At 65.7% G+C, this 12740-nt stretch carries 12 protein-coding genes; 8 read left to right on the forward strand and 4 right to left on the reverse strand.

Annotated elements, in window-relative coordinates; all coding sequences use genetic code 11:
* Positions 1 to 5 precede the first annotated feature (5 nt).
* The 3 genes from DES45_RS10780 to DES45_RS10790 all read right to left on the reverse strand — a co-directional run bounded on the left by DES45_RS10780 (position 6) and on the right by DES45_RS10790 (position 2854).
* Positions 6 to 482, reverse strand: a complete 477-nt coding sequence (locus DES45_RS10780; protein ID WP_114770024.1) for a YkgJ family cysteine cluster protein — start codon at positions 480 to 482, stop codon at positions 6 to 8.
* 28 nt (positions 483 to 510) lie between these two features.
* The gene (locus tag DES45_RS10785; RefSeq protein WP_114770025.1) at positions 511 to 1512 is read right to left on the reverse strand and encodes a cation diffusion facilitator family transporter; all 1002 of its coding nucleotides are present in this window, start codon (positions 1510 to 1512) and stop codon (positions 511 to 513) included.
* 73 nt (positions 1513 to 1585) lie between these two features.
* Positions 1586 to 2854, reverse strand: coding sequence for a dicarboxylate/amino acid:cation symporter (locus DES45_RS10790; RefSeq protein WP_245571682.1), 1269 nt, complete (start codon positions 2852 to 2854; stop codon positions 1586 to 1588).
* Positions 2855 to 3168: 314 nt separating this feature from the next.
* Between DES45_RS10790 and DES45_RS10795 the strand changes: the two genes are divergently transcribed.
* Positions 3169 to 4437 carry an MgtC/SapB family protein gene (locus tag DES45_RS10795; protein ID WP_114770027.1) on the forward strand — a complete coding sequence of 423 codons (1269 nt, stop codon included), beginning with the start codon at positions 3169 to 3171 and terminating at the stop codon, positions 4435 to 4437.
* Between the two features lie 5 nt (positions 4438 to 4442).
* Here DES45_RS10795 and DES45_RS10800 read toward each other — a convergent pair whose 3' ends face one another.
* Positions 4443 to 5252 (reverse strand): DeoR/GlpR family DNA-binding transcription regulator, encoded by an 810-nt coding sequence (locus DES45_RS10800; protein ID WP_245571683.1) that lies wholly within the window; start codon positions 5250 to 5252, stop codon positions 4443 to 4445.
* 418 nt (positions 5253 to 5670) lie between these two features.
* Here DES45_RS10800 and DES45_RS10805 point away from each other — a divergent pair, with 418 nt between their 5' ends.
* The 7 genes from DES45_RS10805 to DES45_RS10835 all read left to right on the forward strand — a co-directional run bounded on the left by DES45_RS10805 (position 5671) and on the right by DES45_RS10835 (position 12738).
* Positions 5671 to 6672, forward strand: coding sequence for an ABC transporter ATP-binding protein (locus DES45_RS10805; protein WP_114770028.1), 1002 nt, complete (start codon positions 5671 to 5673; stop codon positions 6670 to 6672).
* Positions 6673 to 6861: 189 nt separating this feature from the next.
* A complete protein-coding gene (locus DES45_RS10810; protein WP_114770029.1) occupies positions 6862 to 8145 on the forward strand; it encodes an ABC transporter substrate-binding protein in 1284 nt (427 codons plus the stop codon).
* Positions 8146 to 8215: 70 nt separating this feature from the next.
* Complete coding sequence (locus DES45_RS10815) at positions 8216 to 9133, forward strand: carbohydrate ABC transporter permease (protein ID WP_245571684.1); 918 nt, start codon at positions 8216 to 8218, stop codon at positions 9131 to 9133.
* A complete protein-coding gene (locus tag DES45_RS10820) occupies positions 9130 to 9939 on the forward strand; it encodes a carbohydrate ABC transporter permease (protein WP_114770030.1) in 810 nt (269 codons plus the stop codon). Before DES45_RS10815 ends, DES45_RS10820 begins: the two co-directional genes overlap by 4 nt.
* A gap of 193 nt (positions 9940 to 10132) precedes the next feature.
* Positions 10133 to 11062 (forward strand): ABC transporter substrate-binding protein, encoded by a 930-nt coding sequence (locus tag DES45_RS10825; RefSeq protein ID WP_425374282.1) that lies wholly within the window; start codon positions 10133 to 10135, stop codon positions 11060 to 11062.
* Positions 11063 to 11173: 111 nt separating this feature from the next.
* Positions 11174 to 11950 carry an ABC transporter permease gene (locus tag DES45_RS10830; RefSeq protein ID WP_114770032.1) on the forward strand — a complete coding sequence of 259 codons (777 nt, stop codon included), beginning with the start codon at positions 11174 to 11176 and terminating at the stop codon, positions 11948 to 11950.
* On the forward strand, positions 11947 to 12738 hold the full coding sequence (locus DES45_RS10835) for an ABC transporter ATP-binding protein (RefSeq protein ID WP_114770033.1): 792 nt from the start codon (positions 11947 to 11949) through the stop codon (positions 12736 to 12738). Before DES45_RS10830 ends, DES45_RS10835 begins: the two co-directional genes overlap by 4 nt.
* Positions 12739 to 12740: the final 2 nt, after the last annotated feature.

The following is a 12740-nucleotide window of genomic DNA, read 5'->3' on the forward strand; positions in this document are numbered from 1 at the left end:
GCGCCTCAGCGCTCCTTCTCGCCCCACTCGTAGATCCGCTCCGGACCGTCCGCGTTGTCCACGACCTCCTCCTCGACGTCGTGGAACGTGATCTTGACCTGCGGCACGACACTCTCGTCGCCCTGCTGGATGCGCTCGAAGCGCAGCAGATCGTAATAGGCGCAGCGCGACCGGTTGGGATAGGACCTGCATACCTCCGGGCGTGCGTGATAGATCGTGCAGCCGCGTGTCTTCTGGTCGAGGAAGGCGCAGGTCTTCTCGAAGATCACGTCCTTGACGCGCTTGAGCACGCGCTCGCCTTCCCAATCGGCCGTGTAGCGTTCGCGCGCCTCGTCGGGCGTCACGCCGAAATGCTTGGCGAGCCGGTTGATGTCGCGCTTCGTGACGCCGACACGCTCGTAGATCGAGCAGCAGAATGCCGGGCACTTGTTGCAGTCGAAATAGACGCGAGGCTGATCGTCCTTGATTACCCGCCCGGCCATACGCACTCCTGTCGCCCCATCCAGACTATCATGGGGAGTCGGGTGCGTCTTTCAATAGATGACCGGAATCGTCAACCGTGTAGTCGGCCAGATTGATCGCGGCGCGCCGCTTGCGGTAGGTGCCGGCGCTCTGCGGCTTGATGAACAGCATGGCGATCTCGGGATGAGCCGCCTTCACCTTCGCCTCCAGCCTCGTGACGCAGGCCTCGATCTCCGGCGTCGTCAGGTCGTCCGCGAATTCGGCGCTGAGCGCCGCAACGATCTGCTGAGGCGCGAGGTGCACCGTCAGCACGCCGTTGGCGCGCTCGACCGCCGGATCATCCTGGGCGATGGCGAGGATCGAGGCTTGGAGCCCGGCATGAGCCGCCTCCCCGATCAGGAGGCCCTTGGTTTCCCGCGCCAGCACCATGGCGGTCGCAGCCAGCACGAGACCGATGCCGACGGAGGCGAGACCGTCGAGTTCCGGAATCTCGAAATACTGCGCAGCCGAGATTCCCACGAATGCGATGACAAGCCCCGCGAGGGCCGCGCTGTCCTCGAACAGCACTGTGAAGGTCGTCGGGTCCTTGCTCTCCCGAACGGCTTGGTAATACCCGCGCTGCCCCTTGGCGCGCCTGAACTCCTTGAGCGCCACCCACCAGGAGCCGCCCTCGAACAGGAACGAGAGGCCGAGCACCACGTAGTTCACGACAGGGCTCTCGACGGGCTCCGGCTCGCGCATGTGCATGATGCCCTCGTAAATCGAGACGCCGGCCCCGAGAGCGAAGATCAGCAGGGAGACGATGAAGGTCCAGAAATAGAGCTCGCGCCCATGGCCGAGCGGATGGGCGCGGTCGGGCGGCAGCGCGGAGCGGTGCAGCCCGTAAAGGAGGAGCAGTTCGTTGCCGGTATCGACCAGGGAATGCACGCCCTCGCTCAGCATGGCCGAGCTTCCGGTCCACGCAGCGGCGGCAAACTTGGTGACCGCGATCAGGAAATTGCCCAGGAGCGCGGCATAGATGACTTTTCGGGACGAACTCTGTGACGCCATGGCCGACCTGCTTCCGTGAAGAGCAGAACGGCCATGGCCTGGTTCAGTTGCAGCCGGGGAGCCGGCCGCGTCTCTACTCGGCCGCTACGAGTACCGTGTCGGCGGCGGGCTCGCGGGTTTCGGCGGCACCGTCGTAGACGGCTTGGTCGAGGATCCCCTCCTCCTTCGCCACGAGCACGGGCACGAGGATCTGGCCGGTGACGTTGGTGGCGGTGCGCATCATGTCGACGACCCGGTCGATGGCCACGATGTAGCCGATGCCCTCGAGCGGCAGCCCCGCGGTGCTGAGCGTGAGGGTCAGCATCACGATGGAGGTTCCGGGAACGCCCGCCGTGCCGAGGGAGCCGAGCACCGCCGTGAGGCCAATGAGCACGTACTGCGTCAGCGAGAGGTCGAGCCCGAAGTACTGCGCGATGAAGATTGCGGCGATCGCCGGATAGATCGCGCCGCAGCCGTCCATCTTCACGTTGGCGCCGAGCGGAACCGCAAAGCTCGCGTAGCTCTGCGGAACGCCGAGCTTCTCCACTGCGACCCGCAGCGTCATCGGCAGTGTCGCGAGGCTCGACGAGGTCGCGAAAGCCATCTGCTGCGCCGGCAGCGCGCCGCGGAAGAAGCGGCTGGGCTTGAGGCCGTGCAGCTTCAGCAGTCCGCCATAGACCACGATGATGTGGAACAGGCAGGCGAGATACATGGCGCCGATGAACTTACCCAACGGCAGAAGCGAGGAGAGGCCATAGCGGCCGACCACCCAGGCGATGAGCCCGAAGGTGCCGATCGGGGTGAGCTGCAGCACCCAGCGGGTGATGCGGAACACGAGGGCCGATCCCTGATCGACGAGGCCGCGCAGGCCCGCGGTCTTCTCGCCGAGCGACACCAGCGCCGCGCCCACGATGCCGGCGAAGAACAGCACCTGCAGCACGTTGGTGTCGGCCATGGCCTTGATCGGATTGGTCGGCACGATGCCGATCAGCACCTCGAGCGGCGTCGGGATGGTGCGCGGCTTCACCTCGCCGAGCGGCAGGTTCGACAGGCCAAGGCCCGGATCGATCAGATGCCCGAAGGCGATGCCGACCAGCACCGCGATGGCCGAGGTGGCGATGAACCAGAACAGGGTGCGGGCGCCGAGCCGCGCGACGTTCCCGGCCTCCGCGAGCTTCGCCACGCTGGACGCGATGGTGAAGAACACCAGCGGGATGACGATCATCCGCACGAGGTTCAGATAGACGTCGCCCAGCGGCTTGAACCATACGGCGGCCTGCTCGCCGGCGAGGGTGCCGGCCAGGATGCCGAGCGCGAAGGCGACGGCGACCCGCTGCCAGAGCGGACGGGTAAACCACGTCATAACCATGTAGTTTTCTTTCTATTCACTAGATTGAGCGGAAATATGCAGGAAGAGGGCCGGACACAATTGCTGCAGGCGCAGGAAGGGACCGCCGCCGCCGCATGGCTCTCCCGGTGTTCCGCCGTTCCTCATAACCGTGTGCGTCCGTCGCCCGGTCGGATCGGCATCACCCTTGATCGATCCGTCGATACGAGCCGGCCGATGAGGCCTCCGGGGATGCAGTATTGTCCTCCTGACGGCCATGCTAATGAACCGGCAAAAGATCCGGGGTTCGTCTCCGTATGGACGCGCCCCCAAGAACGCCGGGGCTCCACATGACCGACTCGCCGCTTCTCCTGCGCCTCGCCGTCGCCCTGGCGATCGGGCTGATGATCGGCCTGGAGCGTGGCTGGAAGCAGCGCGAGGAGCCCGAGGGCGAGCGCGCGGCGGGGCTGCGCACCTACACCCTCACGGCCCTCCTCGGCGGCCTCTGCGCGATCCTGTCGGGCCAGACCCATCCGGCCTTCCTGGCCCTGTCGTTCTTCGGCTTCGCGATCGCGTTCAGCGCCTTCTCGTGGCTCCAGGCGAAGGCCGAGAGCAATTTCAGCGTCACGGGAGTCGTCGCCGGCCTCCTCACCTTCGTGCTCGGCGCCTATGCGATCCTCGGCGACCTGCGGATCGCGGCGGCTGCGGGCGTGACCGTCATGGCGATCCTCGCCCTCAAGCAGCCCCTGCACAGCTGGCTCAGACGCATCACCTGGCTGGAGGTCCGCTCCGTTCTCATCCTCCTGGCCATGACCTTCCTGGCGCTGCCCCTGCTGCCCAACCGGGCCGTCGATCCGTGGGGGGCGATCAACCCGGCGGAGATCTGGCTTCTCGCGATCCTGATCGCGGCGATCTCGTTTGCGGGCTACATCGCCGTCCGGATCATGGGCAGCCAGGTGGGCGTGGCGCTCGCGGCCGCGGCCGGCGGCCTCGCCTCCTCCACCGCCACGACGGTGACGCTGGCGCGCATGGCGCGCGAGCATCCTGCGGCCAGTCCCCTCCTCGCGGCCGGCATCCTCCTGTCGGGGGCCGTCATGGTCGGGCGCGTCTTCCTCGTGGCGAGCGCCCTCAACGGCGCCCTGCTCCTGCCGATGGCGTGGCCCCTCGGCGCGGCGGGCCTCGTCCTGCTCACGGTCGCGGGCCTCCTGTTCCTCACGAACCGGAGCGGAGACGAGGAACACCCGGACCTGCAGATCCGCAACCCCTTCGACCTCGGCATGGCCCTGAAGCTCGCCGGCCTGATCGCGCTGATCAGCCTGCTGACCAAGTGGGTGGGAGCGGGCGCGGGCGATTTCGGCCTGACCGCCCTCGCAGCTGTCTCCGGCATCGCGGACGTGGACGCCATCACCCTGTCGCTCGCCCGCGAGTCCCGAAACGGCATCGCGCTGACCTCCGCGGCCCTCGGCATCTCAATTGCGGTGGCCGTGAACACCCTGGTGAAGGCGGGCATGAGCTTTGCCTTCGGCACGCGCATAGCCGGCTGGATCGTCGCGGCCGCCAGCGTCGCGGCGATCGGAGCAGGCGCCGCCGCCTTCGCGTTCGCCGGCTTTTCGGAATGATCCCGTTACGCGGGATCGACATGCTCCGGCTGCGTGACGCTCGACGCCACGTGCAGCGTGACGCCGCCGCGAGTGAGCCGGACGGCGAGACCCCCTTCGGGATGGCGATCGGTGACCACGTCCGATAGCCGGTCCAGGGGACAGACGAGCTCGAGATGCCGTCGGTCGAACTTCGTGCCGTCCAGCAGGAGCACGCCCCGTTCGGCGCGATCGAGCATCGTCCTCTTGATCCAGCAGGCCTGCGTCTCGACGTCGGTCGGCCCCTCGACGGTCAGGCCACTCGCGCCGATGAAGGCGATGTCGGCGTTGAAGCGCTGCAGGAATGCGCAGGTCTCGGAGCCGTAGACGCCGCGCTCGCGCACCGAGAAGTCGCCGGGACAGAACAAGACGCGGACGCCGCTGCCCTGAACGAGCGAATGGGCCACCGCGAAGCAGTTGGTGATGACCGTGATCTGCTCCACGGCCTGCGCCAGGATCCGAGCGAAGCGTGCCGTCGTCGAACCGGAATCGATCATGAGAACGTCCCCCGGCTTCACCAACTCGACGGCTTTCCGGGCAATCGCATCCCTCTCTTCGACCGCGAGCGAATCCCGATCCTGGAATTCCGGCTGCAGCCCCAGCTGGCGCCCGGCCGCGCCGCCATAGGTGCGGCTGACGAGCCCGAGCCTGGTCAGCTCCTCGATGTCGCGCCTCACCGTCTCCGTCGAGACGCCGAGCCGCCGAGCCAGCGCGGACGTGCGCACCGCCGGATGAAGACCGAGTTCGGCGATGATCAATCTCTGGCGCGCGGCCTTCTTTCCCTCAGGCAGGAACACTCGCACATCCTCCGCAAGGCGACGAAGTATCGTAGGTTGGTCATAAAACTTGGAACATCCCACATAAGTATGCTTGATATCGCAGATTCCCCGTCATAGCCTTCAAAAAAACAAATGATCCGAACTCGAAGGAAACGCCGGGGAGGCGCCTGCCCATGCACAACTCCGCTCCACGCCAGACGCGCTCTCATCCCGACGCCAGGCTGAACGGATCTCCGCTTTTCCGGCCCGGCGTCTGTCGTGCGGACGCAACATTGCGATGACAGATTGACGAACTGCCATTGAGTCAGGCTCTCAGGCGGTCACATCGGGTCGGCTCCACCTGAGCCCGACAGACGAAGGGCGCGCCCGAGCACCGTTTCTTGCATCAGACCCATTCGAAAACTCGGACCTCCGAGAACTGCCAGGTTGGAAATTCATGTCGGAGATCGTTGTCAGCGCAGTGTCCAAAACATGGGGCGGCGTGGGAGGAGTGAACCGCATCAGCTTCAAGGCCGACGCGGGCACGCTGCTTGTGCTCCTCGGCCCTTCGGGCTGCGGCAAGTCCACGACCCTGCGGCTCATCGCGGGTCTGGAGGAGGTCGATTCCGGCACGATCACCATCGGCGGACGCGACGTGACCCACCTGTCGCCGGCCGAGCGGCGCATCTCGATGGTATTCCAGTCATATGCGCTGTTTCCGCACCTCAACGTCGCCGAGAACATCATCTTCGGCTTGCGCGTCCGCGGCGTCGGACGCGCGGAGCGGGACGAGCGCCTGAAGCGCGTGGCCGACATCGTGGGCCTGAGCCACCTGCTCGACCGCAAGCCGTCCCAGCTCTCCGGCGGCCAGCGCCAGCGCGTCGCGCTCGGCCGCGCCATCATCGCGGAAGCGCCCGTCTGCCTCATGGACGAGCCCCTGTCGAACCTCGACGCGAAGCTCCGCCACGAGATGCGAACGGAGATCCGAAGCCTGCAGCAGCGCCTCGGCATGACCATGGTCTACGTCACGCACGACCAGACCGAGGCCATGACCATGGCCGACCGGGTGATCCTGATGCGCGACGGCGTCATCGAGCAGAACGGCGCGCCGCACGAGCTCTACAATCATCCTGCGAGCGACTTCACGGCCCGCTTCATCGGCACCCCGCCGATGAACATCATCTCGTGGCGCGACGGGTCCCTGCTGGGCGTGCGCCCCGAGCATGTGTCGATCGTGGAAAGCGGCGGGGTTCCGGCCACCGTCAAGGCGACCGAGTATTTGGGCGCCGACAGCATCGTCCTCTGCGAGGTGGAGGGAGAGACCATGGCGATCCGCCAGCCCGGCTTCTGCCAGCTGCATGCCGGCGACAAAATCGGGCTTGGCTGGCAAGACCGTCACATACATCTGTTTGAAAGGACCAGCGGAAAGCGCCGGGACGCGGGAGCCCCGCGTCACTAGAGCACCGTGCGGAAAAGTGGATCCCGGTTTTCCGCACAGACGATGCTCTCTCTAAAGAGAAAGCATCGGATGGATCCCAAAAGTGCAAATCCACTTTCGGGTCCGATGCTTTAGGCGTTGCCGCATGAGAGAACGCGGGCAGCCGGCCGGCTGCAGGCGTAAACGTCCAAAACTCCGGAGGGGAGGACAATGAAGGTGAACACGAAGTCGCTGCTCACGGCAGGCCTTATGACCGTGATGAGCTTGGGGGCGAGCGTCGCGCACGCCGTCGACCTGACGATGTATTACCCGGTCGCGGTCGGAGGCCCGGTCACGAAGATCATCGACGACATGGTGCAGCGGTTCCAGAAGGAGAACCCGGACATCAAGGTCGAGGCGGTCTATGCGGGCAACTACACCGACACCATGACCAAGGCGATGACGGCCATGAAGGGAGGCCAGCCGCCGCAGCTCTCCGTTCTGTTCTCCACCGACCTGTTCACGCTGATGGACGAGAAGGCGATCGTCCCGATCGACGAGATCGCCGGCGCGGACGGCAAGGCGTGGCTCGAATCCTTCTACCCGGCCTTCATGGAGAACGGCCGCGTCGAAGGGAAGACCTGGAGCGTTCCGTTCCAGCGCTCGACCATCGTGCTCTACTACAACAAGGACGCCTTCAAGGAGGCCGGGCTCGATCCCGAGAAGCCGCCGACCACCTGGGCCGAGATGGCCGAGATGTCCAAGAAGCTCGTGAAGAAGGACGCGTCGGGCAACGTCTCCCGCTGGGGCGTCGAGATCCCGTCCACCGGCTACGGATACTGGATGCTGCAGGCTCTGGCGATCGAGAACGGCCAGAAGCTCATGAACGAGGCCGGCAACAAGGTCTTCTTCAACGAGAAGAAGTCGGTCGAGGCGCTGCAATACTGGGTGGATCTCGCTGCCAAGGACGGCGTGATGCCGAAGGGAGCCATCGAGTGGGGCACCCTGCGCACCGACTTCCTCGAAGGCAAGACCGCCATGATGTGGCACACCACCGGCAACCTGACGGCCGTCAAGGAAGGCGCGAAGTTCGACTTCGGCGTCGCCATGCTGCCCGCCAAGGAGCGGCGCGGCTCCCCGACCGGCGGCGGCAACTTCTACGTCTTCAAGAGCGCGACCCCGGAGCAGCAGAAGGCCGCCGTCACCTTCATCCGCTGGATGACCGCGCCCGAGCGCTCCGCCGAGTGGAGCATCAAGACGGGCTACGTGGCGGTGACGCCGGCAGCCTACGAGACGCAGGCCATGAAGGACTACGTGAAGGGCTTCCCGCAGGCGGTCGTGGCCCGCGATCAGCTGGAGCATGCCGTGGCCGAGCTGTCGGTGCACGACAACGGACGCATCTACAAGATCGTCAACGACTCGGTGCAGGCCGCCGTGACGGGCACCCAGAGCCCGCAGGAGGCCCTCGACAGCGCCCAGAAGCAGTCCGAGCGCGTTCTGAGCCGCTACAAGTAGGATCACTCCGGACGTGCCGCGGCGGTTCTTCTGCCGCGGCACGTCGTTCGAGGTCATGCAGGAGAAACCGATGGTAGCCGCCGTCATGAGCGCCGCCGCGCCCGGAACCGCCCGGCGCAGGACTTGGCTGACGAACGTCAATGCATGGCTGCTGCTGCTGCCTGCGCTCGTTCTCCTGGCCGCCTTCACGCATTACCCCATCCTGGCGACGCTCTATCACAGCTTCTTCTCGCTGGGCCGGAGCGGCCCGGCCGAGTTCGTGGGCCTCGACAACTACACCTACATGCTCGAGGACGACGTCTTCTGGCAGGTACTTCGCAACAACCTCTTCTTCGCCCTGGCGACCGTGCCGACGAGCATCGCGCTCGCGCTCCTGATGGCCGTCTGGGTCGACCGGAAGATCGCCGGGCGGACGTTCCTGCGGCTCGCCTTCTTCACGCCGACGGTCCTGCCGATGATCGCCGTGGCGAATATCTGGCTCTTCTTCTACACGCCGGATTACGGTCTGCTCGACCAGTTCCTGAAGTCGCTCGGCTTCTCCGGCCACAACTGGCTGGGCGATCCCTCGACGGTCATGAACTGCATCGCCGTCATGGTCGTGTGGAAGGAAGCCGGCTTCTTCATGATCTTCTACCTCGCGGCGCTGCAGACCATCCCGCCGGAGCTGAAGGAGGCCGCCATGGTCGAAGGCGCGAGCCGGTGGTACTTCTTCCGCCGCGTGACGCTGCCTCTCCTGATGCCCACGACCCTATTCATCTCGATCAACGCGCTGATCAACTCCTTCAAGCTCGTCGATCAGCTCGTCATCATGACGAAGGGCGGCCCCAACAACGCGAGCTCGCTGCTGCTCTACTACATCTACGAGGTGGCCTTCACCTTCTGGGACACCACCTACGCGGCCACGCTCACGGTGACGCTCATCACGATCCTGGCGGCGGTCGCGCTCACCAAGTTCGTCTATCTCGATCGCAGGATCCACTACCAATGAGACAGAACCATCCTTCGGTCGAGACCGTCGCCGCCTGGGTGCTCGCGCTCCTGTGGCTCCTGCCGCTCGCCTACAGCCTGTGGAGCGCCTTCCACCCGGCCGAATACGCCACGCGGTTCGACCTCACGGCTCCCCTGACGCTCGACAATTTCGCGCGCGCCTGGCGGCAGGCTCCCTTCGCCCGCTACTACCTGAACACGGCGCTGCTGGTCACGATGGTGCTCGCGGGCCAGATCGTGATCGCGACGCTGGCGGCCTACGCATTCGCGCGGTTCCGCTTCGTGGGGCGCGACGTCCTGTTCGCGCTCGTCCTGGTCCAGCTCATGATCATGCCGGACGTGCTGATCGTGGAGAACTACCGCGTCATCAGCTGGCTCAACCTGCTCGACACGATCCCGGCCATCGCCCTCCCCTACATGGCCTCGGCCTTCGGCACCTTCCTCCTGCGGCAGGCCTTCAAGAGCGTACCGAACGAGCTGGTGGAGGCGGCCCGCGTCGAGGGCGCATCCTCCTTCGGGGTCCTGTGGCGGGTCTTCGTCCCCCTCGGCAAGACCACCTACATCGCGTTCGGCCTCGTCTCCGTGAGCTACCATTGGAACAACTTCCTCTGGCCGCTCATCGTGACGAACTCGGTCGAGAGCCGTCCGTTGACGGTCGGGCTCGCGGTCTTCGGCGCGCCGGAGACCGGCGTCGACTGGTCGGTGATCACGGCCGCGACCGTCATGACCATGGCGCCGCTGCTCCTGGCCTTCCTCCTGTTCCAGCGTCAGTTCGTGCAGTCCTTCATGCGCGCCGGCATCCGCTGACGGCGCGACGTCGCCGTGCGCGCAGGCCGGTCATGCCGGCCTGCGTTCATGTATAGACATTTGACATCCGAAGGCTGGCGTGTTGGCATTCGCCACCTGCACAGGACGACAGGCGCGCAGCAACAGAAATTCCAGAGGGCGCGTCGGATCGGCACGGCGATTTGACAGGATGGAGGCGACATTGAAGGCGATCATTGGTGGTTTCGCGCTGCTGGCGCTGGCGGCAGGCTCGGCCTCCGCCCAGGAGACGAAAGTGGCGATCGGCATCTCGGGCTGGACCGGGTTTGCGCCTCTGACGCTCGCGAAGGAGGCCGGCATCTTCAAGAAGAACGGCCTCGACGTGACGATCAAGAAGGTGCCTCAGGCCAGCCGCCACCTGGCGATCCAGTCGGGCGACATCCAATGTGCCGCGACCACGGTGGAGACGTGGATCGTCTGGAACGCGAACGGCGTGCCGACGAAGCAGATCTTCCAGCTCGACAAGAGCTACGGCGCCGACGGCATGGTCGTCCGCAACGACGTGGCGTCGATCAAGGACATCAAGGGCAAGACCGTCGCGGCCTCCGCTCCCGGCACGTCGCCGTATTTCGCCCTCGCCTGGATGCTGAAGAAGAACGGGCTCACCGTGAAGGACGTCACGGTCGTCAACATGGAGCCCGGCCCCGCCGCGCAGGCCTTCATCGCCGGCCAGAACGACGCCGCGATGACCTACGAGCCGTACCTCTCGTCGGTCCGCGCCGCGCCGCAGGCCGGCAAGATCATCGCCACCACGCTCGATTATCCGATGGTGATGGACACGTTCGGCTGCACGCCGAAATTCCTGTCCGACAATCCGAAGGCCGCCAAGGCTTTCGCGGACAGCTATTTCGAAGCGCTCGACATGATCGCGAAGGATCAGGCCAAGGCCTACGACATCATGGGCGCCGACGTGAAGCAGACGGGCGAGGCCTTCGGCAAGTCCGCGCAGTTCCTGCGCTGGCAGGACCGGGCGGCCAACAAGAAGTTTTTCGACAGCGAGTTCAAGACCTTCTCCGAGGAGGCCGCCGACCTGCTGCTCGAGATCGGCATCATCAAGCAGAAGCCCGACATGGGCGCCCTTGCCGATACGAGCTTCATCCAGTAGTGCGGCTCGTCGGCGGTGGTCCGCGCCCATGCGGACCATCGCCTGAACCTTCGCCATCCCGTGCCGACCCGACCGTGCCGCCCTCGGTTCGGGCGACAGAACAGATCATTCATGCCTCGTCCTCTCGAACCTGTCGGCCAGGGTGCACGCATCGCCCTCGGCATCTCCTTCTTCGTCGTCTTCGTGGTCGCTTGGTCGGTGGCGACGCTCGGCGGCTTCGTGTCGAAGACCTTCCTGGCCGATCCCGTCACCATGATGCAGGACGGCTGGCTTCTCCTCACCCGGTTCGGCTTCATGGGCGATATCGGCGTGACGGTCTGGCGGGTGGTCGGCGGATTCGTGATGGCCGCCCTCATCGCCGTGCCGATCGGCGTGATGATGGGCGCCTACAAGCCCTTCGAGGCGTTTCTCGAACCCTTCGTCTCCTTCGCGCGCTACCTGCCGGCCTCCGCCTTCGTGCCCCTGCTGATCCTGTGGGCTGGCATCGGCGAGCTGCAGAAGCTCCTCGTCATCTTCATCGGCTCGTTCTTCCAGATCATCTTGATGGTCGCTGTGGCCGTCGGCAACACGCGCCGCGATCTCGTGGAGGCCGCCTACACGCTGGGCTCCACCGACATGGGCATCGTCAGGCGCGTCCTGCTCCCGTCGAATGCGCCCGAGATCGCCGAGATCCTGAGGCTCGTGCTCGGCTGGGCCTGGACCTACGTGATCGTGGCGGAGCTCATCGGCTCCTCGTCCGGCATCGGCCACATGATCATCGACAGCCAGGCCCTCATGGCGACGGGTCAGATGATCTTCGGCATCATCGTGATCGGCGTCATCGGGCTGATCTCCGATTTCCTGTTCAAGGCCCTCAACCGGGCGCTCTTCCCCTGGCGACTCGCATGACGAACACGATCCTCAGCGTCGAGAACGTATCGCGCGTGTTTCCGGGCATGCGCGGCGGGGAGCCGGTGCGGGCGCTCGAGCCGACGAACCTCGCGGTCGCGCGCAACGACTTCATCACCATTCTCGGGCCGTCCGGCTGCGGGAAATCCACCCTTTTGCGCATCGTGGCCGGCCTCGACCGCCCGAGCGCGGGGCGCGTCCTTCTCGAAGGCCGCGAGATCAAGGGGCCCGGCGCCGACCGGGGCATGGTGTTCCAGTCCTACACCCTGTTCCCCTGGCTGACGATCGCCGAGAACATCGCATACGGCCTGAGCGAGAAGGGCGTTCCGAAATCCGATCGGGCGGACATCGTCGCGTCCTACACGGAAAAGGTGGGCTTGCGCGGCTTCGAGCACCACTACCCCAAGCAGCTTTCCGGCGGCATGCAGCAGCGCACCGCCATCGCCCGGGCGCTGGCGAACGACCCGGCCATCCTGCTCCTCGACGAGCCGTTCGGGGCCCTGGACAACCAGACCCGCTCGCTCATGCAGGAATTGCTGCTCGGCATCTGGGAGCGCGAACGCAAGACCGTGCTGTTCGTGACGCACGACATCGAGGAGGCGATCTTCCTCGCCTCGCGGGTGATCGTCATGACGGCGCGGCCGGGCCGGATCAAGGCGGACATCCCGGTCGACCTGCCGCATCCGCGCCACTACAGGATGAAGACGAGCCCGGAATTCTCCGGCCTGAAAGCGCAGCTCACGGAAGAGATCCGCGTCGAGGCCATGCAGGCCCAGGAGGGACATTAGGG

It is taken from the genome of Microvirga subterranea, from assembly GCF_003350535.1.
In the GTDB taxonomy this organism is placed as follows: Bacteria; Pseudomonadota; Alphaproteobacteria; order Rhizobiales; family Beijerinckiaceae; genus Microvirga; species Microvirga subterranea.

What these genes read in the sequence shown, in the direction of transcription:
- DES45_RS10810 (WP_114770029.1), top strand. Translation starts at nt 6,862, where the DNA reads ATGAAGGTGAACACGAAGTCGCTGCTCACGGCAGGCCTTATGACCGTG.
- DES45_RS10815 (WP_245571684.1), top strand. Translation starts at nt 8,216, where the DNA reads ATGGTAGCCGCCGTCATGAGCGCCGCCGCGCCCGGAACCGCCCGGCGC.
- DES45_RS10820 (WP_114770030.1), top strand. Translation starts at nt 9,130, where the DNA reads ATGAGACAGAACCATCCTTCGGTCGAGACCGTCGCCGCCTGGGTGCTC.
- DES45_RS10805 (WP_114770028.1), top strand. Translation starts at nt 5,671, where the DNA reads ATGTCGGAGATCGTTGTCAGCGCAGTGTCCAAAACATGGGGCGGCGTG.
- DES45_RS10830 (WP_114770032.1), top strand. Translation starts at nt 11,174, where the DNA reads ATGCCTCGTCCTCTCGAACCTGTCGGCCAGGGTGCACGCATCGCCCTC.
- DES45_RS10835 (WP_114770033.1), top strand. Translation starts at nt 11,947, where the DNA reads ATGACGAACACGATCCTCAGCGTCGAGAACGTATCGCGCGTGTTTCCG.
- DES45_RS10780 (WP_114770024.1), bottom strand. Translation starts at nt 482, where the DNA reads ATGGCCGGGCGGGTAATCAAGGACGATCAGCCTCGCGTCTATTTCGAC.
- DES45_RS10795 (WP_114770027.1), top strand. Translation starts at nt 3,169, where the DNA reads ATGACCGACTCGCCGCTTCTCCTGCGCCTCGCCGTCGCCCTGGCGATC.
- DES45_RS10785 (WP_114770025.1), bottom strand. Translation starts at nt 1,512, where the DNA reads ATGGCGTCACAGAGTTCGTCCCGAAAAGTCATCTATGCCGCGCTCCTG.
- DES45_RS10790 (WP_245571682.1), bottom strand. Translation starts at nt 2,854, where the DNA reads ATGACGTGGTTTACCCGTCCGCTCTGGCAGCGGGTCGCCGTCGCCTTC.